Source organism: Chryseobacterium sp. Bi04, from assembly GCF_918698085.1.
In the GTDB taxonomy this organism is placed as follows: Bacteria; Bacteroidota; Bacteroidia; order Flavobacteriales; family Weeksellaceae; genus Chryseobacterium.
In genome coordinates this window covers 42,978-66,874 of sequence record NZ_CAKKLP010000001.1, presented here as the reverse complement: position 1 = coordinate 66,874, position 23,897 = coordinate 42,978, and the positions used below count along the sequence as shown (strand labels likewise).

At 36.7% G+C, this 23,897-nt stretch carries 22 protein-coding genes; 13 read left to right on the top strand and 9 right to left on the bottom strand.

What is annotated here, in order from left to right; genetic code table 11:
• The first annotated feature begins 220 nt into the window (after positions 1–220).
• From LQV47_RS00275 to LQV47_RS00260, 4 genes are all read left to right on the top strand, one after another.
• A complete protein-coding gene (locus tag LQV47_RS00275; protein WP_230032495.1) occupies positions 221–1,909 on the top strand; it encodes a M23 family metallopeptidase in 1,689 nt (562 codons plus the stop codon).
• 85 nt (positions 1,910–1,994) lie between these two features.
• Complete coding sequence (locus tag LQV47_RS00270; protein ID WP_230032494.1) at positions 1,995–3,287, top strand: AMP-binding protein; 1,293 nt, start codon at positions 1,995–1,997, stop codon at positions 3,285–3,287.
• A 14-nt stretch (positions 3,288–3,301) separates the two neighbouring features.
• The gene (locus LQV47_RS00265; RefSeq protein WP_230032485.1) at positions 3,302–3,901 is read left to right on the top strand and encodes a hypothetical protein; all 600 of its coding nucleotides are present in this window, start codon (positions 3,302–3,304) and stop codon (positions 3,899–3,901) included.
• Positions 3,902–3,931: 30 nt separating this feature from the next.
• Positions 3,932–4,534, top strand: a complete 603-nt coding sequence (locus LQV47_RS00260) for a hypothetical protein (protein ID WP_230032484.1) — start codon at positions 3,932–3,934, stop codon at positions 4,532–4,534.
• 32 nt (positions 4,535–4,566) lie between these two features.
• On the opposite strand, the gene LQV47_RS00255 is transcribed toward LQV47_RS00260, so the two are convergent.
• The gene (locus LQV47_RS00255; protein ID WP_230032483.1) at positions 4,567–5,814 is read right to left on the bottom strand and encodes an NAD(P)/FAD-dependent oxidoreductase; all 1,248 of its coding nucleotides are present in this window, start codon (positions 5,812–5,814) and stop codon (positions 4,567–4,569) included.
• Positions 5,815–5,911: 97 nt separating this feature from the next.
• Here LQV47_RS00255 and LQV47_RS00250 point away from each other — a divergent pair, with 97 nt between their 5' ends.
• The 9 genes from LQV47_RS00250 (at position 5,912) to LQV47_RS00210 (ending at position 17,328) form a co-directional block, all read left to right on the top strand.
• Positions 5,912–7,432 (top strand): aromatic amino acid ammonia-lyase, encoded by a 1,521-nt coding sequence (locus tag LQV47_RS00250; RefSeq protein WP_230032481.1) that lies wholly within the window; start codon positions 5,912–5,914, stop codon positions 7,430–7,432.
• Positions 7,433–7,501: 69 nt separating this feature from the next.
• On the top strand, positions 7,502–8,233 hold the full coding sequence (gene fabG, locus LQV47_RS00245; protein ID WP_230032480.1) for a 3-oxoacyl-ACP reductase FabG: 732 nt from the start codon (positions 7,502–7,504) through the stop codon (positions 8,231–8,233).
• Between the two features lies 1 nt (position 8,234).
• A complete protein-coding gene (locus LQV47_RS00240; RefSeq protein ID WP_230032479.1) occupies positions 8,235–9,455 on the top strand; it encodes a beta-ketoacyl-[acyl-carrier-protein] synthase family protein in 1,221 nt (406 codons plus the stop codon).
• A 4-nt stretch (positions 9,456–9,459) separates the two neighbouring features.
• The gene (locus LQV47_RS00235) at positions 9,460–9,714 is read left to right on the top strand and encodes a phosphopantetheine-binding protein (RefSeq protein ID WP_230032476.1); all 255 of its coding nucleotides are present in this window, start codon (positions 9,460–9,462) and stop codon (positions 9,712–9,714) included.
• A gap of 112 nt (positions 9,715–9,826) precedes the next feature.
• A complete protein-coding gene (locus tag LQV47_RS00230; RefSeq protein WP_230032473.1) occupies positions 9,827–10,711 on the top strand; it encodes a lipid A biosynthesis acyltransferase in 885 nt (294 codons plus the stop codon).
• 147 nt (positions 10,712–10,858) lie between these two features.
• Positions 10,859–12,376 (top strand): NAD(P)/FAD-dependent oxidoreductase, encoded by a 1,518-nt coding sequence (locus LQV47_RS00225; protein WP_230032470.1) that lies wholly within the window; start codon positions 10,859–10,861, stop codon positions 12,374–12,376.
• Between the two features lie 12 nt (positions 12,377–12,388).
• Positions 12,389–14,074, top strand: coding sequence for a C45 family peptidase (locus tag LQV47_RS00220; RefSeq protein WP_230032467.1), 1,686 nt, complete (start codon positions 12,389–12,391; stop codon positions 14,072–14,074).
• Complete coding sequence (locus LQV47_RS00215) at positions 14,071–14,436, top strand: hypothetical protein (protein WP_230032465.1); 366 nt, start codon at positions 14,071–14,073, stop codon at positions 14,434–14,436. The genes LQV47_RS00220 and LQV47_RS00215 overlap by 4 nt, the downstream gene beginning before the upstream one ends.
• Before the next feature lie 261 nt (positions 14,437–14,697).
• Positions 14,698–17,328: a T9SS-dependent M36 family metallopeptidase gene (locus LQV47_RS00210; RefSeq protein WP_230032463.1), complete on the top strand. Its 2,631-nt coding sequence runs from the start codon at positions 14,698–14,700 to the stop codon at positions 17,326–17,328.
• A 59-nt stretch (positions 17,329–17,387) separates the two neighbouring features.
• On the opposite strand, the gene LQV47_RS00205 is transcribed toward LQV47_RS00210, so the two are convergent.
• The 8 genes from LQV47_RS00205 to LQV47_RS00170 all read right to left on the bottom strand — a co-directional run bounded on the left by LQV47_RS00205 (position 17,388) and on the right by LQV47_RS00170 (position 23,837).
• Entirely contained in the window at positions 17,388–18,557 is a 1,170-nt protein-coding gene (locus LQV47_RS00205) for a DUF2062 domain-containing protein (protein WP_230032461.1), read from the bottom strand.
• A gap of 4 nt (positions 18,558–18,561) precedes the next feature.
• Positions 18,562–19,038 carry a hypothetical protein gene (locus LQV47_RS00200; protein WP_230032460.1) on the bottom strand — a complete coding sequence of 159 codons (477 nt, stop codon included), beginning with the start codon at positions 19,036–19,038 and terminating at the stop codon, positions 18,562–18,564.
• Positions 19,035–19,415, bottom strand: coding sequence for a 3-hydroxyacyl-ACP dehydratase (locus tag LQV47_RS00195; protein ID WP_230032458.1), 381 nt, complete (start codon positions 19,413–19,415; stop codon positions 19,035–19,037). Before LQV47_RS00195 ends, LQV47_RS00200 begins: the two co-directional genes overlap by 4 nt.
• Positions 19,416–19,532: 117 nt before the next feature.
• Positions 19,533–20,168: a hypothetical protein gene (locus tag LQV47_RS00190; protein WP_230032455.1), complete on the bottom strand. Its 636-nt coding sequence runs from the start codon at positions 20,166–20,168 to the stop codon at positions 19,533–19,535.
• Positions 20,134–20,760, bottom strand: a complete 627-nt coding sequence (locus tag LQV47_RS00185) for an outer membrane lipoprotein carrier protein LolA (RefSeq protein WP_230032454.1) — start codon at positions 20,758–20,760, stop codon at positions 20,134–20,136. The genes LQV47_RS00190 and LQV47_RS00185 overlap by 35 nt, the downstream gene beginning before the upstream one ends.
• Positions 20,753–21,508: a polysaccharide deacetylase family protein gene (locus LQV47_RS00180; protein ID WP_230032453.1), complete on the bottom strand. Its 756-nt coding sequence runs from the start codon at positions 21,506–21,508 to the stop codon at positions 20,753–20,755. The genes LQV47_RS00185 and LQV47_RS00180 overlap by 8 nt, the downstream gene beginning before the upstream one ends.
• Before the next feature lie 71 nt (positions 21,509–21,579).
• Positions 21,580–22,641 (bottom strand): beta-ketoacyl synthase N-terminal-like domain-containing protein, encoded by a 1,062-nt coding sequence (locus LQV47_RS00175; RefSeq protein WP_230032450.1) that lies wholly within the window; start codon positions 22,639–22,641, stop codon positions 21,580–21,582.
• Positions 22,638–23,837, bottom strand: a complete 1,200-nt coding sequence (locus LQV47_RS00170) for a beta-ketoacyl-[acyl-carrier-protein] synthase family protein (protein WP_230032448.1) — start codon at positions 23,835–23,837, stop codon at positions 22,638–22,640. The genes LQV47_RS00175 and LQV47_RS00170 overlap by 4 nt, the downstream gene beginning before the upstream one ends.
• Positions 23,838–23,897: the final 60 nt, after the last annotated feature.

Here is a 23,897-nt window from a genome sequence, read left to right as displayed (position 1 = left end):
CGATAGAAGTGGGCTTTGGTCAATCTAAAATGTAAATTTACTTCGTCCATCGGATTTAGCCCAAATGTAAATATGGTCTATTGCAGATCGCTCAGATTTTTATTCACATCTTTGAAAATCCGGGTGCATCTGGGGTTAAAAATACAATCTACAAGAGGAAAATAGCACAATCATTGCTTGAAATTCTGTATATTTAAGTAAATCTAAACCCAAATGCTGTATGAAAATCTTTTATAAACTGATGCTGATTGTTTGTTTTATCAACAGCTTCTCTACCCAGGCTCAAGATAATTATCCACAAAACTACTTCCGCAATCCCTTAAATATTCCCATGCAGCTGGCTGCCAATTTTGGGGCAGTCCGGGCTAACCATTTTCATATGGGATTGGATTTACGGACGAACAGTAAAGAAAACCTGCCGGTAGTGGCAGCAGCAGACGGGTATGTAAGCAGGATAAAAGTGGAGCGGTATGGTTTTGGGAATGCAGTCTATATTACCCATCCCAATGGCTATACCACAGTGTATGCTCATTTAAATAAATATTTTGACAGGCTTGAAGAGTATGTAAAAGAAAGGCAATATAAAGATGAAAAGTGGGAACAGGATATGACATTTCAGCCGGGGCAGTTTCCTGTAACAAAAGGGCAGCTTATTGCTTTGAGTGGAAATACAGGAGGTTCCGCAGGGCCCCACTTACATTTTGAAATAAGGAATACCAAAACGGAGGAATGTCTTAACCCTCTGCTGTTTGGTTTTGCCATTCCGGACTCTGTAGCTCCTATTATTAGTGGGCTGTACTGGTATGACAGAAGCTTCAGTACCTATGAACCGGGAGCAAACGGAGTCGCTGTAAAAAAAGCAGGAAATATATATACAACGGATCTTGTCACGGTAAATTCGCCGGTGATAAGCTTCGCTGTTAAAGCGGTGGATAAAGCCAATCAGGGATTTAACCTGGGTGTTTACCATGCAGAATTATTAATGGATGGTAAGCTCATCTATAGTTTTTCCATTGATAAAGTAAGCTATGATGACACCCGCTATCAGAATGGCTGTATAGATTACACCAAATTCATCAGGGATAAAATGAATATCCAGCATTTATCTGTTTTACCGGGAATGAAACTACAGAATTACAGTCTTCCCAATGTATCGGGAGTTATTAATCTTCAGGACAAAGAGGTCCATCATATTGAGATTATTTTAAAAGACGTGAACGGAAATACAAGCCGGTTGGCAACAAAAGTGCAGCTGAATACTACCGGAAATAATATTCCGTCTACTCATAAAACGGTAAAGCCGGATGAAGGAAAAACGATTGCCACAGAAAATGCTGAAATAGTTTTGAGTAAAAATGCAGTGTATGATGCTGTGAACTTTAGCATGTACGAAAAACCCGATGCTGAAGAAAATGTAATTTCCAATGCCATTGTGCTGCACAATCCATATGTTCCCATTCATGATCGATACACTGTAAAAATAAAACCCAACCGGAAATTGACCAAAGAGGAAAAAGATAAAGTAGTGATATTGCTGGATTATGGAAGTGATAAAGATGCTGTAAAAGGAAACTGGACCGGAGATTGGGTACAGGGGGAATTCAACAGATTGGGCTTGGTGAAATTGATCTTAGACAAAAGTTCTCCATTTATTACTACGGAATGGAAAGATGGAGCGCTTATAAATAGCGGGACTTTACGTTTGAAAGGAAATACAAGTGTGGGTGACATCGTTTCATTTAGGGCAGAACTGGATGGGAAGTGGCTTCGCTTTGCAAGAGTAAAAGATTATTTTATCTATACTTTTGATGAAAAGTGCCCCAAAGGATCCGGTAAGCATACTTTAGAGATAACGACAGTCAATACTGCAGGAAATGCCAATACCCAAACTTTAACGTTTCAGAGATAAATCAATGGAGGGTAGTAATCTTTTAACCTTTTCATGTTTCAGTCTTTTATTTTTAAATAAATTTGTCTTCTAAAAATTAAAATCATTGGAATTTCATCCATCCATCGAAAGATCATCCATTCAGGAAATTAAAAAGTTTCAGGAGAGAAAACTTCAGGAGCTATTGGCTTATCTTGAAACTCATTCACCTTTTTATAAAAAACTATTCACAGAAAATGATATCCATATAAAGAATATCATCACCCTGGAAGATCTGCAGAAAATCCCTACGACAACAAAAAATGATTTACAACAGCATAATCATGACTTTTTCTGCATTCCTCCGGATAAAATTGTTGATTATAGCACAACTTCAGGAACACTGGGAGATCCGGTGACATTTGGATTGTCTGACAGTGATCTTGAGAGACTGGCTTATAATGAAGCCATCTCTTTTGCCTGTGCAGGAATTCAGAAAGGAGATGTGGTACAGATGATCACAACCATTGACAAGCGCTTTATGGCTGGTCTTGCCTACTTTTTGGGTTTAAGAAAAATGGGGGCAAGCGTTGTGAGAATGGGACCGGGAATTCCGGAACTTCAATGGGATTCTATTTTTAGGTATCAGCCTAAATACCTGATTACTGTGCCTTCTTTTTTGCTGAAAATGATTGATTATGCCGAAAAACACGGCCTTGATTATAAAAACTCCAGTGTTTACGGTGCCGTCTGTATTGGAGAAAGCATCAAAAATCAGGATTTTACAGATAATATTCTTTCGCAGAAGATCAAAGAAAAATGGAATATCAATCTTTTTTCAACCTATGCATCTACCGAGATGAGCACCGCATTCACGGAATGTGAGTTTCAGATGGGCGGACATCACCATCCTGAACTTATTATTACAGAAATCCTGGATGATCACGGAGATCCTGTGCAAGAAGGAGAAAGTGGTGAGCTTACGATTACAACGTTGGGAGTGGAAGCAATTCCTTTGTTGAGATTTAAAACAGGAGATATTGTAAAAGCTCATTATAAGCCTTGTCAGTGTGGAAGAAATACCATGAGATTGGGTCCTGTAGTTGGCAGAAAGCAACAGATGATTAAATATAAAGGAACAACATTATATCCTCCGGCCATGAATGATATCCTGAATGATTTTAATGGTATTCTCTGTTATCAGATCGTTATTCAGGCTAATGAAATAGGACTTGATGAAATTATAATCAGGGTAAGTACAGAGGAAAACAATGAAAACTTTGTACATGAAGTAAGGGATCACTTCCGGGCAAAACTCAGGGTAAGTCCTAAGATTGAAATGGTAGATTTTGAAATATTATCCAAAACTGTTTACCATCCAAATAGCAGGAAACCAATCACTTTTATTGATTTAAGGTGAAAATAAAAACAAATATGAAAAAAATATTATTTCTGATCTTGATCACCTTTTCTGCTTGCTTGGCGGCGCAGAGGGTCAAAGTTATTTCGGGAGATTATAACTTTTTAAAAGGACAAAAATTCATTAAAGTAGTTTTTAAGTTTGAAGGGGTAACTTTTAACAGGAAAAAGGTTACTGAAGAACAATATGTTGCTGAAAGAATGACTGAGATAGAAAAGAGAAGTGGTAAAGATAAAGCTCAAAAATGGAAGGATGATTGGGAGTTTTCAAAAGCCAAAACCTTTCAGGATAAATTTCTGGCTTCCTGGAATAAAAATACAGATATTAAAGCGGCTACCAATTTCGAAATGACTGCATATACCTTAATCGTAGAACCTACATGGATTTCTCAGGGCGTTTTTGTCGGAATAGGTAATATTCCAGCACAAATGAATTCTAAAATTACTTTTGTAGAAACTAATAATCCCGATAATGTTTTAATGGTAGTTGAAGGAATGAAAGCTACAGGAGATAATGTTGTTGGAATTCCAAATAACAATGACCGTATTGCTGAATGTTTTGCAAAAACGTCAAAGATGCTCGCTTTAAAGGTTGATTATTATACCAGAAAATAAAAATTAATAATTCTTAAGATTAAACTTACTATGAAAAATCTATTGTTGTTGCTATTCATGGCAATTACAACTCCTTTATTTGCACAAAGCAAATTAACTTATGAAAATGGAAATTTTGATTTTCTTAAAGATCAGAGCGATGTAAATGTTCAGTATAAATTTGAAAATGTTACTTTTCAGGTAGATAACTATACCGAAGCACAATATCTTGAAAGAAGAAAGACAGAGACATTGGCTAAAAAAGGTGAGGATGCTTGGAAAGAGTGGAGTGGAAATTGGAATGAACATAGAGAATCTGTCTTTATACAAAGATTTATTGAAGGATTAAATGCTAAATCAAAGAAAATTAAGTTTGGAAAAGATTTAAAAACAAAATATACCCTACTTGTAGAAACAAAATGGGTGTATCCGGGATGGAGTGGTGGAATGATTATGCAGCCAGCTAAATTATCAACTGTGGTAACTTTTGTTGAAACTGAAAATCCAGCTAAAGTGATAGCCAAGATCCAAACTGATAAAATTGAAGGGGTGGGAAGTAAAGTTGATTATGGAATGGAGTATGGAAGAATATCAGCAGCTTATGAAAAAACAGGCAAGGAATTGGCAAAAGAGATTAAAAAAACTTTAAAATAAAACAAAAACAGTCTGAATTTCAGACCGATTTTTTATTGTTGATTTTGCTTTTCCTGTTTGATGAGGTTGGCAAGATTCTTAATTACTGTATCATGCTTTTTTACAAAAGGATTGTCTTTATTCCATACATATCCAGCCAATACTGCACATATCTTTTTCTTGACATCAGGGTTCTCCGGTTGGTGGAAGAATAATTCCTGAAGATTACCCGTATACCATTCCTTTACATAGGTGGTGAAAACATCTACACCATATAAGATATAATCTGTGTATTCTGTTTGCCAGTCAATTTTTTCTCCGTTGAGCTGTCTAAACGCTAATTTTGCAGCAAGCATTCCCGATTCTGTGGCAAAAGCCATTCCCGATGAGAAAACCGGGTCAAGAAACTCAGATGCATTACCCGTTAAAGCAAACCCATCTCCAAATAAACTTTTTACCGAACATGAATAATCTTTCAGATGTTTGGGCTCAAAGAGAAAATCTACTTCTCCAAAACGTTTTACGTAATAGTCAGATAGAGAAATTGCTTTTCTTAACGCCTCAGCAGGATCTCCGTTTTCAGACAACTTATCAATATATTCTGTAGGACCTACAATTCCTACACTTGTATTTCCGTTAGAAAAAGGAATGACCCAAAGCCATACCTCTGTTTCAATGATGTCGAAAGATATTAATGTTCCCTCTTCGCCCTCTTCTCTGTTGATATCCTTTACATGAGAAAAAATAGCAGAGTGGGGAGATAATTTTGAAGGCTTTTCAAGATCTAGTAAACGAGGTAAAACTCTTCCGTAACCACTTGAGTCAATAACAAACTTGGCGTGGATCTCTTTTGTCTTTCCATCTTTGGTTCTTACCGTTGTGATAGAATCCGTACCGTCAAATCTGATGGCTGTAACCTCGGTTTCAAACTCAAGGTCAATCCCTTTATTAATGACTTCCTGGGCCAGTGTATGATCAAAATCAGCTCTCGGAACCTGCCAGGTCCAATCCCAGCCTTCTCCGAATTTATCACTAAAATCAAAAATGCAGACCTCATCCCCACGCAGGAAACGTGCACCCAGTTTTTTTTCAAAACCCATTTTGTCTAATGCAGGGAAAAGTCCGGCTTCATCAAAGTGGTCCATTACCCTTGGAATTAGGCTTTCTCCTACTACCAATCTTGGGAATTTTGTCTTTTCAACCACCTTTACGTTGACATTATTCTTCTTAAGGTATGAAGAAGATACGCATCCGGAAGGTCCAGCTCCGATTACAAGAACGTCAACAAATTCTTTGCTCATCTTGATTTTTTATTTTAATAATAACTTCTATCTTTGCCGCAAAATTAGTGACAAATAATTAATATTTTACAAAATTATCAACTATTACTTTTGATTAATGAAAATAAATAACTTTTTAGGACTGAAAGATTTTCAAAAGATTATCATTGAAAATGAGAAAATTGAACTGGATGAATCACTTTTATCAAGAGTCGATACAAGCTTTCAGTTTTTAAAGGAATTTTCAAAAAATAAAGTAATATATGGAGTAAATACGGGGTTTGGTCCGATGGCTCAGTTTAAAATCAGTGATGAGGATACCCACCAGCTTCAGTATAATTTAATTAGAAGTCATTCTTCTGGATTAGGAAACCCTTTACCTGCACAGGAAGTGAAAGCCTGTATGCTGGCAAGGCTGAATACCTTATCTTTAGGGAATTCGGGAGTACATCAGTCTGTTATTTATCTTCTTCAGGAATTGATCAACAGAGATATTACCCCTTTGATTTTTGAACACGGTGGAGTAGGAGCAAGTGGCGATCTTGTTCAGCTGGCACACCTGGCTTTGGTACTTATTGGAGAAGGAGAAGTTTTTTACAAAGGAGAAAGAAAATCTACAAAGGATGTTTTTGCAATTGAAGGACTTGAGTCTATAAAAGTGGAGATCCGTGAAGGGCTTGCTTTAATGAACGGAACTTCTGTAATGTCCGGAATAGGGATTGTGAATGCCTATAAAACAAATCAGCTGACCGATATTTCCATAAGGCTTTCCTGTGCAATTAATGAGATTGTTCAGGCTTATGACGATCACCTGTCTGAAGCTTTAAACGGAACAAAAAGACATTATGGTCAGCAGAAAGTGGCAGAAAGAATGCGTACACATCTTGCAGACAGTAAACTGATCAGAAAAAGAGCAGACCATCTTTATACTCACTTTGAAGAACAGGAAAAAGTATTTAAGGAAAAAGTTCAGGAATATTATTCTTTACGATGTGTTCCCCAAATATTAGGCCCAGTGCTGGACACATTGGAATATACAGAAAAAGTGCTTGAAAACGAGATTAATTCTGCCAATGATAACCCGATTATCAATGTTGAAGACCAGCATGTTTACCACGGTGGAAATTTTCATGGAGATTATATCTCTTTAGAAATGGACAAGCTTAAAATTGTGGTCACCAAGTTAACCATGCTTGCAGAAAGACAGCTGAACTATCTTTTAAATGCCAAGATCAACGAAATTTTGCCTCCTTTTGTAAATTTAGGTAAATTAGGCTTTAATTTCGGGATGCAGGGTGTACAGTTTACAGCAACTTCTACTACGGCAGAGAGTCAGATGCTTTCAAACCCTATGTATGTTCACAGTATTCCTAATAATAATGACAATCAGGATATTGTAAGTATGGGGACCAATGCAGCCGTGATCTGCAGAAAAGTAATTGAAAATGCATTTGAAGTTTTGGCGATAGAAGCAATTACTGTCGTTCAGGCAATTGAATACCTGGGCTTCCCGGATGAGGTTTCATCATCTACAAGAGCGCTTTATGATGAGATCAGAAAAATTATTCCTGCGTTCTCAGATGATATGGTGATGTATCCTTATTTAGAGAAAGTAAAGATGTATTTAAAAGCAATGTAATTATTAACCGTAATGAATTGTCTTTAATAAACTAACTAAAAAAAACTAAAACGAAATAAACACTAACGCATGAAATGTGCAATTGTAACAGGAGGCTCCAGAGGAATCGGGAGGGCCATCTGTATAAAACTGGCTGAAGAAAAAAATTATCATATACTGATCAACTATACCTCTAACGAGGCTGCAGCTAAGGAAACATTGGCCCAAGTGAAAGAACTTGGCTCTACAGGAGAAATTCTTAAATTTGATGTAGGAAATGCGGAGGAAACACAGGACGTCCTTACAGAATGGCAGGAAACAAATCCTTCTGCCGTAGTAGAAGTGATTGTAAATAATGCAGGAATCACCAGAGACGGCCTGTTTATGTGGATGCCCAAAGAAGACTGGAACAGTGTAATCAATACAAGCTTAAACGGTTTCTTCCATGTGACGAACTTTTTTATCCAAAAACTGCTTCGTAACAAATACGGAAGAATCATTAATATGGTTTCGGTTTCCGGGGTAAAAGGAACAGCCGGACAGACCAATTATTCGGCAGCAAAAGGAGCTCTGGTAGGAGCTACAAAAGCCCTTGCCCAGGAAGTGGCAAAAAGAAATATTACAGTAAATGCTGTAGCACCGGGTTTCATCAAAACAGATATGACCCAGGATTTCAATGAAGACGAGCTTAAAGCGATGATTCCTGCAAACAGATTCGGAGAAGCAGAAGAAGTAGCTGATTTAGTAGCATTTTTAGCTTCCCGAAAAGCATCCTACATTACAGGAGAGATAATTAATATTAACGGCGGAATTTATTCATAAGATGGAAAATAGGGTTGTGATTACCGGAATGGGAATTTATTCCTGCATCGGGACGTCTTTAGAAGAGGTCAGGGAATCCCTATATCAAGGAAAATCCGGTATTGTTTTAGACGAAGACAGAAAAGACTTTGGTTTCAGATCAGGCCTTACAGGGGTGGTTCCAAAGCCGGATTTGAAAAATCTTCTTAACAGACGCCAGCGTGTAAGTATGGGAGAAGAAAGTGAATATGCTTATCTTGCAACCATTGATGCTTTGAAGCAGGCGAATCTTGACGAGGCTTTTTTAGATACCCATGAAGTCGGGATCTTATACGGAAATGACAGTGTATCCAAGGCAGTCGTTGATTCTATCGATATTGCCCGGGAAAAAAAAGATACCACATTGATGGGATCCGGAGCGATCTTTAAATCAATGAATTCAACAGTGACGATGAACCTTTCTACGATTTTTAAGTTGAAAGGAATTAATCTTACCATCAGCGCAGCCTGTGCAAGTGGCTCGCATTCTCTGGGACTGGCCTTTATGATGATCAGGAACGGTTTTCAGGATATGATCATCTGTGGGGGAGCTCAGGAAACCAATAAATATTCAATGGCAAGTTTTGACGGATTAGGAGTTTTCTCAACAAGAGAAGACGAGCCGGCAAAAGCATCAAGACCTTTTGATACAGCGAGAGATGGTTTGATACCAAGTGGAGGTGCAGCCTCTTTAATTGTAGAAAGCTTAGAATCAGCACAGAGAAGAGGTGCTCCTATCCTTGCTGAAATTATAGGCTACGGCTTTTCTTCAAACGGAGGGCATATCTCAACTCCTAATGTTGACGGGCCGGCTTTAGCAATGGGCAGAGCCTTACAACAATCCGGATTAACGGCTTCAGATATTGATTATATTAATGCGCATGCTACCTCCACGCCTATTGGAGATGCTAACGAAGCAAAAGCTATCTATGAGATTTTCGGAAGTGAAGTTCCCGTAAGTTCTACGAAATCTATGACAGGGCATGAATGCTGGATGGCAGGGGCAAGTGAAGTTATTTACTCTATTCTGATGATGCAGAATGATTTTGTAGCTCCCAATATTAACCTTGAAAATCCTGATCATGAGGCTCAAAAGATAAATTTAGTCTCCAAAACAAAAAATCAAAAAATTGATGTATTTTTGTCGAATTCTTTTGGGTTTGGGGGAACCAATTCTGCATTAATAGTTAAAAAATTTGATTAAAAACATGGAAAGGGAAAAAATAGTGGCCATCGTTAACGATTTTCTGGTAAATGAATTCGAGGTAGACGGAGACGAAATCAGTAATGAGGCCAATCTTAAAAATACATTAGGCTTAGACAGTCTGGATTATATCGATATGGTTGTTGTGATAGAATCCAATTTCGGAGTGAAATTAGGAGAAGCAGACTTCAAGAAAATGGTAACATTTGATGATTTTTATACTGCTATTGAACAAAAAATTGCTAAAAAAAACGCTTAATTATTGAATAAAATCTTTATTAATTGAATGTAGCAGTGTACCCATACTGTGTATTTTTTTAAATTAAAATAATTGTTGGATTGGTATACCGTTACATTGGTAAATTGTATATATGAACAAGTGGAAAGGTAAATCTAAAGGAACGGTATCAGGATACAGAATATTCGTTTGGTGTATTAGAAATATCGGAATCAGAAGTTCATATGTTGTTCTTTATTTTGTGGCTGCTTATTACTTTCTGTTCCAGAAAAAAAGCAACCGATACATCCTTTATTATTTTCAAAAAAGACTAAACTATGGATATGGAAAAGCTTTGCGCTCCATATTTAACAGCTATTTCACTTTCGGAAAAGTACTGATTGACAAAACAGCTATTTCTGCGGGATTAAGAGAAAAATACACCTATGAATTTGATGGGATTGAAAATCTCAGAAACCTTTTAGCCGCGAAAAAAGGAGGTGTTCTGATCAGTGCCCATATCGGTAATTTTGAAATTGCAGAACATTTTTTTGCAGATATAGATTTTGACTGCCAGATCAATTTGGTGACCACAGATCAGGAAGTTACCGTGATCAAAGAGTATCTGCAAAGTGTTGCCGTAAAAGAGAGTTCCATTAAATTTATTTATGTCAGAGAGGATATGTCGCATATCTTTGAGATTAATCAGGCATTATCAAATAATGAACTGATCTGCTTTACCGGCGACCGTTATTTTGAAGGATCCAAATACCTGGAAGCCGAATTGCTGGGGAAAAGTGCAAAATTTCCGGCAGGCCCTTTTCTTATTGCTTCCAGATTGGGAGTACCTGTAGTATATGTGTATGTAATGAAAGAAAATAACCTTCATTATCATCTCTATGCAAGAACTGCCCAGAATATTAAAAACAGGGATTCTCAGGGGCTTTTACAATCTTATGTTCAAAATCTGGAGACCATGGTTAGAAAATATCCGTTCCAATGGTTTAATTATTTTGATTTTTGGGATGATGTTGATTAATTTTTCTATTTTTATCCCTGAAAACTAACAAAAACTGAAACCATTTAGATTAAAATCAGGATTAGCCTGTCTATTGATCTCTAAAAGACCGGAGGCAGATCATCTTTTGATGAACATTCTTAATTTCTAAATTAAAATACATTCTCCTTGAAGAAAGAATATGACATACTTGTAATCGGCAGCGGATTGGGAGGTCTTGTTTCGGCTCTTATTTTGGCGAAAGAAGGGCTTAAAGTATGTGTATTGGAGAAAAACAATCAGTATGGAGGCAATTTACAGACTTTTTCAAGGGATAAGCTCATCTTTGATACGGGAGTTCACTATTTGGGTGGGCTGTCAAAGGGACAAAATCTAAACACTTTTTTTTCCTATCTGGAAATTATGGATGATCTGGATCTCCAGCAAATGGATGAAGACGGATATGACAGAATCTCCTTTGGTGATGATCCTATTGAATATCCACATGCCCAAGGATATCAGAACTTTGTTGAGCAGTTATCGGTCTATTTTCCGAACGAAAGAGAAAATCTTGAAAATTACTGTGAAGAAATTCAATATGTATGCAGCCAGTTCCCAAGATATAATGTAGTGGGGAAAGATAGTTACAATGAAGAAATTCTGCATCTGAATACCCGAAGATTTATAGAATCTGTGACCTCAGATAAAAAACTGCAATCGGTTTTATTAGGCTCTAATTTCCTTTATGCCGGAGATTCTGACAATATTCCTTTTTATGTTCATGCTTTAACGGTAAACTCTTATATCCAGAGTGCTTACAAATGTGTAAAAGGGGGAAGTCAGATTTCAAAATTATTGATCAGGAAGCTTCGTCAGTATGGGGCGGAAGTTCATAAACATACCGAAGTAACCGGGTTTATTTTTGATGAAAATAATGTACTGACCTCAGTGAAAACCGCTTCAGGTAAAGAATACGCGGCAAAAAAAATAATTTCAAATATTGAAATCCGCTCAACCATTAAATTAATTGGAGAAGAGCGGTTAAAAAAATCCTTTCTCAACAGGGTTTTAAGCTGGCAGCCTGTTCCATCATGTTTCAGTGTATATCTGGTCTTAAAGCCACATACACTTCCGGATTTTAATTATAATATATACCATTATTCCTCAGGGGAACAGGTTTGGAGTGCCTTCCGTTACAGGAAAGAAGCATGGCCGGAAACCTATATGCTTTCGGCATCACCGTCCAAAAATTATCCTGGGTTTGCAGAAAGCCTGACGGCTATTTCCTATATGGACTTTGATGAGGTTAAAGACTGGGAACACACATTCAATACAGTAGCTGATGATCACGAAAGAGGAGAACAGTATGAAAGGTTTAAGCTGGCAAAAGCAGAGAAAATGCTTGATGCCCTGGAAAAGAAAATTCCCAACCTTAAACAGGCTGTCAAAAAAATATATACTTCTTCACCGTTGTCTTATCGTGATTATATTGGTAGTTTTGAAGGAAATATGTATGGTTACATGAAAAACTCAGAAAACCCGCTTAAAACGATGGTTTCTCCACGCACTAAAATAGATAATCTGTTTCTTACAGGTCAGTCTGTAAATATGCACGGGATTTTAGGGGTAACCATCGGAGCTTTCAATACCTGCTCTGAAATTGTAGGCAAAGAAACGATAGACAGACATTTAAGTCAAATGATGTAATAAGAACCCAACGTGAAAAAAGCTGATACCAACCCTCTGTTCTATAAAAGACTTTTTCTGTATGCTCTTTTTTGTTGCATTCTGATCTCATGCGGGGTATCAAAATCTGTTCATCATCTTCCCGATGTGAAACAATATTCACTGGAAATTCCAAAAGTGAATATAATAAATGATACGACCTTTAGCTTTAAGCACAATTATCTGACTAAAAATAAGCAGCAGCTCTGGGAGCTTTATATAACAGGAAATCCGCTTCAGTTAGGGTATAATAATGGGGCGTTAACGCAAAATCTTATGCAGAAGCAGGAGGCAATTTTCTTTTCGAAGGTGGAAGGATTTGTCCCTTCAAAATTCAGGCAGAAGTTGTTGAGAGGCTTTTTAAAATGGTACAACAGAAAAATGTATCTTAATGTAAGAGAAGATTATCAGGCCGAATTGTATGGATTATCACAGTATTCCTCAGATCAATATGACTTTATTGCCCCAAAATATTTAAGGAATCTTTACCTGCATGGAGCGCATGATATTGGACATGCTATGCAGGATCTGGCCATGGTTGGCTGCTCTTCACTGGCTGTCTGGAATGAAAATACAGAAGATGGAGATCTTCTGATAGGACGGAATTTTGATTTTTATGTAGGTGATGATTTTGCGAAAAATAAGCTGGTGGAATTTGTAGAACCGGAAGATGGAATTCCTTATATGTCAGTAAGCTGGCCGGGGATGATAGGAGTAGTCTCGGGGATGAATAAAGAAGGAATTACGGTGACCATCAATGCAGGGAAATCAAAAATTCCTTTAACAGCCAAAACCCCTATTTCTTTGGTGACGAGAGAGATCTTACAGTATGCAAAAAATATAGATGAAGCCGTTGATATTGCAAAAAAAAGAAAGGTTTTCGTTTCAGAATCCATTTTGGTAGGAAGTGCTCATGATAAAAAAGCAGTAATCATTGAAGTATCTCCCAAAAACTTTGGAGTTTACAGCGTACAAAATACAAGCAGGGTTCTTTGTACTAATCATTTTCAGTCTGAGGCTTATAAAGATGATACAAAGAATCAGAAACATATTGAAGAAAGCCATTCAGAATATAGGTATGAAAAACTGCAGGAGCTTCTTCAGGAGGAAAAAAAACTTACTCCACAGAAAATGGCTTCCATTTTAAGAAACAGATCAGGGTTACATGGTGAAAGTATTGGCTATGGAAACGAAAAATCTCTGAATCAGCTATTGGCGCATCATGCAGTTATATTTTCTCCTCAGAAGAAATTGGTCTGGGTATCTTCAAATCCTTATCAGCTGGGAGAATTCGTATGTTATGATCTGAATGCCATATTTTCAGATAAAGGATTACAGCATAGCGATTTTTCAACATCACAGCTCAATATTGGAAAGGATCCCTTTGTGGAGTCCCGTGACTTTAAAAACTATGAGGAATACAGAGTGTTGAATACAAAAATAAACGATGCGATTCAAAATCGTGAGCTTCTTACAGATAGCTATATTACCCGCTATCATTCTTTAAATCCCGATTTTTGGAAAGGATATTATATGGCTGGAAAATATTATTTTTACAGGAAAGAGTATGCAAAAGCAAAGACGGAATTTGAAAAAGCCCTGACAAAAGAAATTACAACAGTACCTGATAGGAAGGACACTGAGAAATTTCTGAAAAAAACTTTAAAGAAACTGAAATGATCCCTAAATATATAAAAGTCTTGTTCTGCATTCCCATTGTCATTATTCTGTGTTATTCTGTTTATCTTCTCTCAGTATATAGCTCAGTTCCGGAAATTATACCGATTCACAGCTATGGAGGAAGAAAAGATGAGTACGGGAGCAAAGTATTTCTGTTTTTACCGGTAGTATTAAATTTGATCATTCTTATCTTTACCTGGTTGATTATCAGAAGACCGGATAAGATTAAATTTACCTTTGAGATCAATGAAAATGACCGTGAAAAAACCTATCATACCATCCAGATGATTTTAGTAATTCTTTCCATATTTGTCACAATCATGATGAGTCCTTTATCATTTTTTGATGTTGTTTATAAATAACGTTTTATATCTTGCTCAACCCTATTTATAGTGTGAAATTTTGTAAACAATTGTTTGATTTTAATAGTTTTAATAGCTTTTTCATCCTCTTTTTTGATATCAAATATGAATAAAAAACAATTTAGGATTCATTTTAACTAAAAATTTAAATTCTTTTTTCTTTTTTTTATGAGTTGATTGTGAATTGTTTATAAAAAAGTCCTTTTTGTTGTATTTTTTATTGTATGTGTTTACATTGGATTCTGTAAAAAACATTTAAATATGAAAAAAATTAGATTGACTATTAAATTTCTTCTTTTATCTTCTCTGTTGACCACAGGAGCCGTTTTTGCTCAAAATCAGGAACAGATTATAAAAGAATATCTGAACTCTTCTAAAGGGCAGTTTCAGAGATTAGATGCAGATTTAAAGACTTTTAAGATCTTAAATATTGATCATTCTGAAAGCTTGAAGGGAGATGTGGTGGGCATACAGCAGACTATTAACGGTATTCCGATATTTGGCAGTTCTGCCAATGTGTTGATAAGAGAAGATAAAGTATTAAGTTTTGCGGATACTTTCATAAAAATTTCGCCATCTTCTATTAAAGGAAAAGAAAGAGCCGATAAAGATGCTCTTATTGTAGCTGCAGCAAAAAAATTAAATGGAAATCCTACTGCCAAAAACAGGGTTGGAAAAGACGAACCTATTAAAGCTACCACAGTTTATTTTGAAAAAAATGGGAGCCTGATCCTCGGATATGAATTTGATATTGAGGAAAAGGGCACCAATAATACCTGGATGGTGATTATCAGTGCTGAAGATGGTTCTGTTCTGTACAAAGAAAATTTGACCCTTTCCTGTAATTTCCATTCTGATGCTTATGAACATTCTTTTGCTGAACATCATATGCCTGCAATATTTCCAAACTTAGAGAAAGGAACAAAGCATAATACAAACTTTGTTTTAGCTCCGGATAATGCATCCTATAATGTATTTCCGCTTCCTGTTGAGGCTCCTACATTCGGAAGCAGAGCTTTACTTGCCAATCCTTGGGATCTGACTGCATCCCCTGAAGGATGGCATTCTGATGGAACCAATCATTATACCAATACAAGAGGAAATAATACGTATACCTATACAGATGAAAATGCAACCAACACTCCTCAATTTTCACCAGATGGGGGAGCGGGCAGAGTCTTTGATTTTCCATTAGACATTACACTTCCACCTCAGAATTATACTTCTGCAGCAGTGACCAACTTATTTTATCTGAATAATAAGATTCATGATGTATTTTATAAGTTCGGATTTACAGAATCTTCCAAGAATTTTCAAACCAATAACTTTGGAAACGGAGGTTCCGGTAGTGATGCTGTTCTGGCAGAAGCGAGAGATGGAAAAGGGTATAATAATGCTAACTTTAGTACACGTAATGATGGATTTGCTCCTAGAATGCAGATGTATTTATATGAACCTAAAAATTTACAGAGAATTTTTTATAACTCACCTACCGGATTTACATCGCGAGCTCCAATTTCCAATACAGCCGGTTTTGGTCCTAAACTTACTATAACAGGTGTTACAGGAGATATTGCTGTGACTACACCTACGGATGGCTGTGCTGCCATTACTGAGAATCTAACCGGAAAAATAGCTTTAATACAAAGGGGAAGCTGTGGCTTTGTTGTTAAAGTAAAGAATGCCCAGCTAAAAGGTGCTAGTGCAGTAATTGTTTATAATGCCGTAACATCACCGGATTTTCCTGGAATGGGAGGAGCAGATGCTACGATAACTATTCCATCTTTACTTGTGGAAAATTCTGAGGGAGTTGCTATTGTCAATCAATTGGCTTCTACTTCTGTAAATGCTACATTAAAATATGATAAACCTAATTATATCTATAAAGATGGAAGCTTAGACAATGGTATTGTTACCCATGAGTACGGACACGGTATTTCTGCCCGTCTTACAGGAACAAGTGTTGGCTGTTTAAATTATACATCTGATAATGAACAGATGGGAGAGGGCTGGTCGGATTTCTTTGCCTTAGTGCTGACCAATAAACCGGGTGACAATGCTTCTGTTCCGAGAGGGATGGGAACTTTTGCTGAAGGACAAGCCACTGATGGACTAGGTATTAGACCCGTCAAATATTCACCCGATTTTATGATCAATAATTATACGTACGGAAAAACAAATGGGATGAAGTATAACGATGTGGAAGATGATGGAACTGAAATTACCAGAGTAAATTCTCACAGTGTCGGATTTGTATGGGCAACAATGCTCTGGGATCTTCATTGGAATTATGTGGCAAAATATGGATATAATAGTAACGTACTCGCTGATCCTGATAGCGGAAACGCAAGAGTGTTACAGCTTGTGGTGGATGCTCTGAAGCTGCAGCCGTGCCTTCCTTCTTTTGTTACAGGTAGAAATGCTATTTTAGCAGCTGATCAGGCGAAAACAAATGGAGCAGATAAATGTATGATCTGGAAAACATTTGCTAAAAGAGGATTGGGAGTTAATGCTGCACCGGGTGGGCTTATAGGAAGATGGGTTGGAAGTAATCAGCCAGCACCAGATCTAAGTGATCAGGTAGAAGATTTTACAGTACCTGCAGAATGTGGTACCCTTGCAGTAAAAGAAGTTTCTGCTTCTAAAGGTATTTCTATCTATCCTAACCCGGTGAAAAGCGAATTTACTATACAAGTACCTGACGGAATGAATGCCTCAGGAATCACTACGGTGGCTATCTATGATTTTACAGGAAAGCTGATGACTACGGAAAATATCAATCTTAATAAGCAGACTAAGATCAGTGCTGATAAGTTGATCAACGGAGTGTATATTGTAAAAATCAAAAATAACACAATTGATTATTCGCAAAAGATTATTGTTTCAAAATAGACATTAAAATACGATACTATGAATAGCCCTGAAATACTTTATTTCGGGGTTATTCCTTTTTAAGGCTCCGGATTCAGTTTGTTCAGAAAAAGAAAAGTAAATATTCCTGCAATTGCAGATAAGGTGGTACTTAAGATAAGGCTCCCAATTATATATTGAAGCAGATTATTCCTGATCAGCTCAAAATTAAAGTCCTGGCTCAGGATATTACTGTTACCTTCCACAAATGGAGCGCCCAGAAATAAAGAGGCAGCAATGATAAAAGGAATAAAAGGAGGGAGGCTCACATTGGAAGCGATGAATGCAAGAACTTTATTCAATTTGAAAAGAACCGATACGCTAATCACAAGAAGGGTCTGAAATCCCCAGAAAGGAGAAAGCCCTATAAAAACCCCAAGTGCAATGGAAAAAGCTTTGGTACGGTTGCTCCCGTCACTTTCTAAGACATCTTCCTGGATGAACCTTTTAAAACTTTTTTTTTTGAAATTATTGATGAAGTTCCTCGGAATAATATAAAATAAAGTAATCGTCACCAGAATTGTATTCAGAATACTGATTCTTGTAAAATCCTTGAAGGGCCTGAAATGGGAAACCCGTTCTGCAGGATCATATAAGACCTTTATAGGAACATTCTTTACCGGAACATGTTTCCATGCGGTTCTTACAATGATCTCGATCTCAAATTCAAATTTAGGAGTAAAATATTTCTTTGGAATTTTGTGCAAGGGATAAAGCCTATAGCCGGATTGGGTATCTTCGAGCTTAATTCCGGTCTCAAACCAAAACCAAAAATTGGAAAAACGGTTTCCAAAACTGCTTTTTTTCGGAATACCATCCTGAGACATATTTCGGTTTCCAATAAGAAGAATATCTTCCTTTTCCTGAAGAAGTGCCTCTACAAACACCGGAATATCATCCGGATAGTGTTGCCCGTCCGAGTCGATGGTGATAGCATAATGATAACCTGATTCCTTAGCCTTTCTAAAGCCTGTTTTTAAGGCGTTTCCCTTTCCTCTGTTCTCAGATAAGGTAATGATAGCTATTTCAGGATATTGAGAAAGGATAAATGGCGTAGAATCGGTAGAACCGTCATTGACAATAATAATACTTCCGGTGTAGCTGAGAACGCCGTCAATTACCCTTTTCAGGGTTTTTTCATTATTGTAGGTGGGTATTAAAATGCAGATCTTCTTTTCGGAAATTGCATTTTGTACTTCAGCAACGGACATGGTTTTATTTTAAAGTGGCTCTTTCGGCTCCGGTAATGGTCTTAGACTGCATCGCAAACCTTTTGATATAGTTTTTCAGGGCTGTATTCTGTTTGCTGTAATTATTCAAAAGGAAGGTTTTATCTTCTTTCAGACTTCCCCGGTATCCTACTATTTTTGGAATGTTTTCCTGAACGCTTAATCTGATCAGACGCAGTTCTGCATTATTCGGATTGCTTTTTATGATACTTTCAAGACTTGTAGCACCTGTTTTTACCATAGATTTTCTGTTTCCTTTAGCTACCTTGGCTTCCATGATCTTAGCTGCCGCTTTATATCCTAAAGTTACCGCATCAGAGCCGGATTGCTTTTCTGCAGTATCAATAAAATTTTGTGTATTGACATTAGATTCGTTGGCTTTGGCATAGCTGTTTCTCAACGTTTCCAAATCAGACTGGAAGAAAAAAATAAATGCCGCTAAGAAAGATAAAATAAGTTTCATGATGGTATTTTTTTATAGCTTACAGACATTTTTAATGCAATAGTCTCGCCAAAAGAAGTGATGTTTTTTACTTTAACATCTTCTCCGTTTACAGCAATATCCAGCTGAAGTTTTAAATCAGGCGTCTCAAAAGGATTGATAATTGCCATGAATTTAACGTTGGATGCTGTTTTTAAAAATAATTTGGAACCCACAAATTCTTCAGTAAGTTCTTTTACAATCTGCATCATACATACTCCTGGTGTAACCGGGTTTCCCGGAAAATGCCCCTTGAAAATATCATGATCTTTGTTTAAGCTGATATCAGCAATAAAACTTCCGTTTTCTGATTTTTCGTATGATTCTAATGTATAAAAGTCTGTAAGAATGCTCTGCATGATCTTATTTTTTAAGATTAAAAGTATAATAAACTCCAGCCTGGAATAGGTGCATGTGCAAAAGATAAACCGAAGATTAATGTAAAAACTAAGAAGCGTATTTTTTTCATGTCAAATTTATTCCGTCACGGTTATTTGAACCAGTTTTATATTGATCTTAAAATCTTTGTGCTGCAGATTTAAGCTGTCCGCGAAGATATGCTTTTTTGCCTCAAAAGTAAAATTGATTTTTTCCTTATTATTCCGAGTATAAATGATTCTTTTCAGTAAGCCGTTTTCTTTATTAAAAAATAAATAATAGCCTTTATTATCGTTTTTTGACAGATAAATTCTGGCATTTTCATTCTCAAAACTTTCACTGATAGGATATTGCTTTTTTAAAAGTTCCCGAAAGTCGTTTTTAAGAAAATTGATGACCATCTTTTTGTCGAGATCAGGAAGAACATAATTCAGTTTAAAATCATGTTGCGAAATCTCAAAATCAATCAGCTTATTTCCGAAATCTGAAGTTAATGCGACCCGGTGTGTCGTTTCATCGATTTTTTTGATGATAAGAATACCACTTACATGATTCTTATAAATGTCTATCTGACACTTGTATACATAATCTTGGGGAGAAGAAAAATAAAGATTTTCAACCGTTTTCTTTGATTCAGAAACAGGTTTTACATCCGTAAGCTGATAAGACTTACAGGAAATAACCCCTATTGACATCAGGCTATAAACTAAACTCAGACGCAGGAATTGAAGCATTAATCTTGGTATTTTTGAAAACAATATGGGTAGTATCTCCTGAGGCTTCCGTCATATTAACTTGTGAAACTGTTGACTGGTTCTTCGGGAAATACAGTTCAATCTGCTTGATATACTTCAGAAGCTGGGATGTTTTCGGAATGAATTTCGCCATATTGTAGTTTCCGCTCTTAAAATAAGTTACGGTGAATTCAGGATCACTGAACATCGTTCCATTAGAGCTTCCTACAATAAGTTTATTGATCTTTTCAAACGTTTTGCTCTTTGCATCTACAGAAGACTTTTTCCCCTGATCATTGATAAAGATCTTATTATTTTTAAAAACAATGCTGTATTGATAAGGTTTTGTATATTTCCAGCTCAGCATATTCGGGGCCTGTAATGACATTTTTCCGTTCGTAACGATGTTCTTATCCAAAAAGTCCATTTTTTTGGTTTGGGTGAAATCGCTTTGCAGCGTTCTGATCTCTTTGGTTTCAGAAGAAACTTTAGAGACAAAAGCTTTTGCTTCAGCTCCGGACATTGCTGTATTTTGAGCCGAGAAAAGACCTGATATTAATAAAAATGCTCCGAAAGCAATGTTTTTAATCATTTTTCTTTGAATTTGTAATTGAATCAATGGTAAAAGCTGCATACTTTTTATCTTCCAAAAATACTAATAAATTAACCAGTACACGGTAAGTCTTCTCCGATGTATCATGGAGAAGGATGATACTTCCTTTTTGTAAGCCTTTCGTTATTCTTCTGTAAATTTTCTTTTCATTATCAATAACGGTATCTAAAGAGCGGACATTCCATCCTATACTTTTTTTATGGGTTCTTTTAATTGCTTTTGCAATATTTGGATTGGTAACCCCGAACGGTGGTCTGTACAGCTGCGTTTTTATATTCCCGACTCTGTATATCACTTCATCACATTTTTCAATCTCTTCAATCATTTTAGAGGCAGATAAAAAACCTGTTGTGCTAGAGTGTGTCAGCGTATGGTTTCCAATGGTATGGCCTTCTTCAATGATCCTCTGAAAAGTTTCCGGGTATTTTTCAATCTGTTTTCCGATACAGAAAAAAGTAGCCTTTATCTGATGCTCCTTTAGTAAATCTAAAAATTGGGGTGTAAATTCCGTTGGCCCATCATCAAAAGTTAAAGCCACTTCCTGAGCTCTTGTCCGCTTATGGGTGATACTGTTGACGAAATATCCCAGTTCAATATGGAAAGAACCCCAAACAACTACTGCAGAAAAAGCCAGAAAACATGCTATATATACCCAAAAGCCTCCATGAAACGCATAAATAAAAACGTTACAGAGAAGGTAAAATAGAATGAAGAAATAGTGTTTCATCGTTCGTTGTTTAATAGTTTATTCGTTGTATGATAAGCAAATTTACGAATAACCTTTTGCTTTCACTTCAGTTAAGCTTTTTCCAGTAATACGAGACTATGATCAGAACCTGCCAGATGATTATATAAAAGTATGTTTTTTACTTCACTTTTTGTATTTCCGTTGATCATCATTATCTCCGGAATCTGCTGTTCTTTAAGAATATGACAGGCCAGAAAAGTTGAAAAACCACTGGCTGTATTGAATTCTCCACTCAGATGTTTGTAATATAGCAAAGCTGAATCCGGAAATACATCCATTGCTTGTTTATAATAAGTATCTGAAGCTTCATCTCCACTAAAGCCTAAAATGACCACATCAATATGATTACCGGATAGATTGTTTTTAGCTAAAAAATCCTGAATAAAACCCTGAGTCTCATTCAATTCTAATGTATTGATGATCTGAATGTCGGTAAGCTTTGCATAAGAACTCTCTGTCTTATTTTTTCCTACCACAAAAAAACTGGCTCCTTCGCCCCAGATCACTCCATCCGTTGTAGAATGTAAATAATCAGCAGGAAGGTCTTTTTCTTTTTTAATGATATTGTGCAGACAGTAGAGTTCCATAGTTCTGCCGGTCTGTTCATCGGTAGAGCCCACCAGGATATTTTCAGCTTCTCCATCTTTGATCTGAAGCTGAGCATCCAGTAATGAAAACTCCAGTGATGAAGAGGTATTTACATAGGTGAAATTGTAAGCGTGACACTGCAGTGCCAGAGCAATTTGCCCTGAAACGGTATTGTGAGTAGACTGGATAAAAAATGTAGGTGTTAAAAACTCCTCATGGTTATCAATCACATTTTTCAAAAACTTTTCAGAATCCTGGGAGCATCCCATTCCGGTTCCTACAATAATGGCGTCAGGCATCGTAATTCCTGCCTCCTGTAAAGCATAATGTGAAGCTGCGGAACTCATTTTTACGGTTTTAGACATTCTCCTGATCATAGCAGGCGGAATGAATTCCTTGTAATTAGGTTCTATCGCTTTGAGCATTTGTACCGAACTTTCCGGGGCAAGATTCTGTAGGATATTTTCGTTTAAAGTGTCCTGAACAGATATGCAGGATGCACTGTTGATGTAAACGGAACTCATGATTTTGAGAATATTAAAGTGGAACAGTTTCCTCCAAATCCAAATGAATTGGAAAGCACATGATTGATATCCTTCTTTTTAAGTTCAGTGACAGGCGTTAAATCAAATTCTGCCATTTTCGTCGTAAAGTTCAGATTTGGAAAAATAAGACTGTTTTGCATGGCTAAGATTGAAAAAACAGCTTCAATCCCGGCTGCTGCTGCCAGGGTATGTCCTGTAAATGCTTTCGTGGAACTGAATTCAGGAACCTTGTTTTCGCCAAAGATTCTGATCATAGCAATTCCTTCCGATAAATCATTATTAGGAGTGGCGGTTCCATGAACGTTGATATAGTTTATATCTTCTTTGGCTAATCCTGAAACCTTAAGGGCCTGCTGCATGGCTAAAAATGCGCCCTGTCCGTTTTCTGAAGAAGCCGTCTGATGATGGGCATCATTAGCATTTCCATAACCGGAAAGGTAAGCAAGAACTTTCTTGTTTTCTTTTTTTACAATTTCTTCAGATTCAAGCACCAAAAAAGCGGCTGCCTCTCCTAAGTTTAACCCTTTTCTATCATTGTCAAAAGGAGTATTATAAGAATCTGTAAGGATCATCAGTGTATTGAATCCATTCAAAGTAAATTTTGAAAGAGAATCAGTGCCTCCAACAATAACGCGGTCTAAAACTCCGTTTTTAATCAGCTTTGCCCCCATCATAATGGCATTGGCTGCAGATGAACAGGCGGTACTAATAGTAGAAACCATGCCTTTCAATCCCAGATAACCCGCGATCGCCAATGAGGAATTTCCGGCATCATGAGCGTCAATATATTTTTGCTTTTCAGGGAAGCTCTCATAAGAGTAGAAATACTTTTCAGTGATATCCATCCCTCCTACACTGGTAGAAGAAATCAATCCGGTTCTGTATCCGTTGATTTCTGAAATTCCGGCACTTTCTACTGCTTCTTTTGCGGCAACCATTCCTAATAAAGAAGTTCTTGTTACATTATTGTCTTCATCAAGCTGAAGCTTTTGTATAAGTTCTTCATTAGATAATTTTACTTCACCCGTTTTAATGGCTCCGGCATGGCGGGTTTCAAACATCTGGATATCTGAAATTCCGTGTTTCCCGGATTGTAGTGAAATAAAATTTTCCTCCACATTGTTTCCAATAGAGGAAATGATGCCCATTCCTGTTATGGCAATTTTTTGGCTCATTTTATTAGGTAATGTAACAATGTATCAATGTAAGAGTTTCCCAATTATTGGTACATTGTT